This window comes from Rhizobium ecuadorense (assembly GCF_001187535.1).
Classification (GTDB): Bacteria; Pseudomonadota; Alphaproteobacteria; order Rhizobiales; family Rhizobiaceae; genus Rhizobium; species Rhizobium ecuadorense.
Map to the genome: position 1 here is coordinate 1 of NZ_LFIO01000190.1, position 210 is coordinate 210.

Sequence of the window (210 nt, forward strand, 5' to 3'; positions counted from 1 at the left end):
GCTCAAGGACTTCGCCACGGCGGGCGGCCGCACTGTGGTGGAGCCAACCTGCAAGGGCATCGGCCGTGATCCGCTGGCGCTCCAGCGCATCTCGAAAGCATCCGGTCTCAACATCGTGATGGGGGCGGGTTATTACCTCGGCTCCTCACATCCGGAAAGCGTCGCCGCGATGAGCGTCGATGATATCGCACTGGAGATCGTCCGCGAGGC

Annotated in this window: 1 protein-coding gene; it reads left to right on the top strand. The window is 64.3% G+C overall.

Annotated features, from left to right (window positions below; genetic code table 11):
- Positions 1-210: phosphotriesterase family protein (locus AF337_RS04615; RefSeq protein ID WP_483150614.1), on the top strand; the 210-nt coding region annotated here is incomplete at both ends.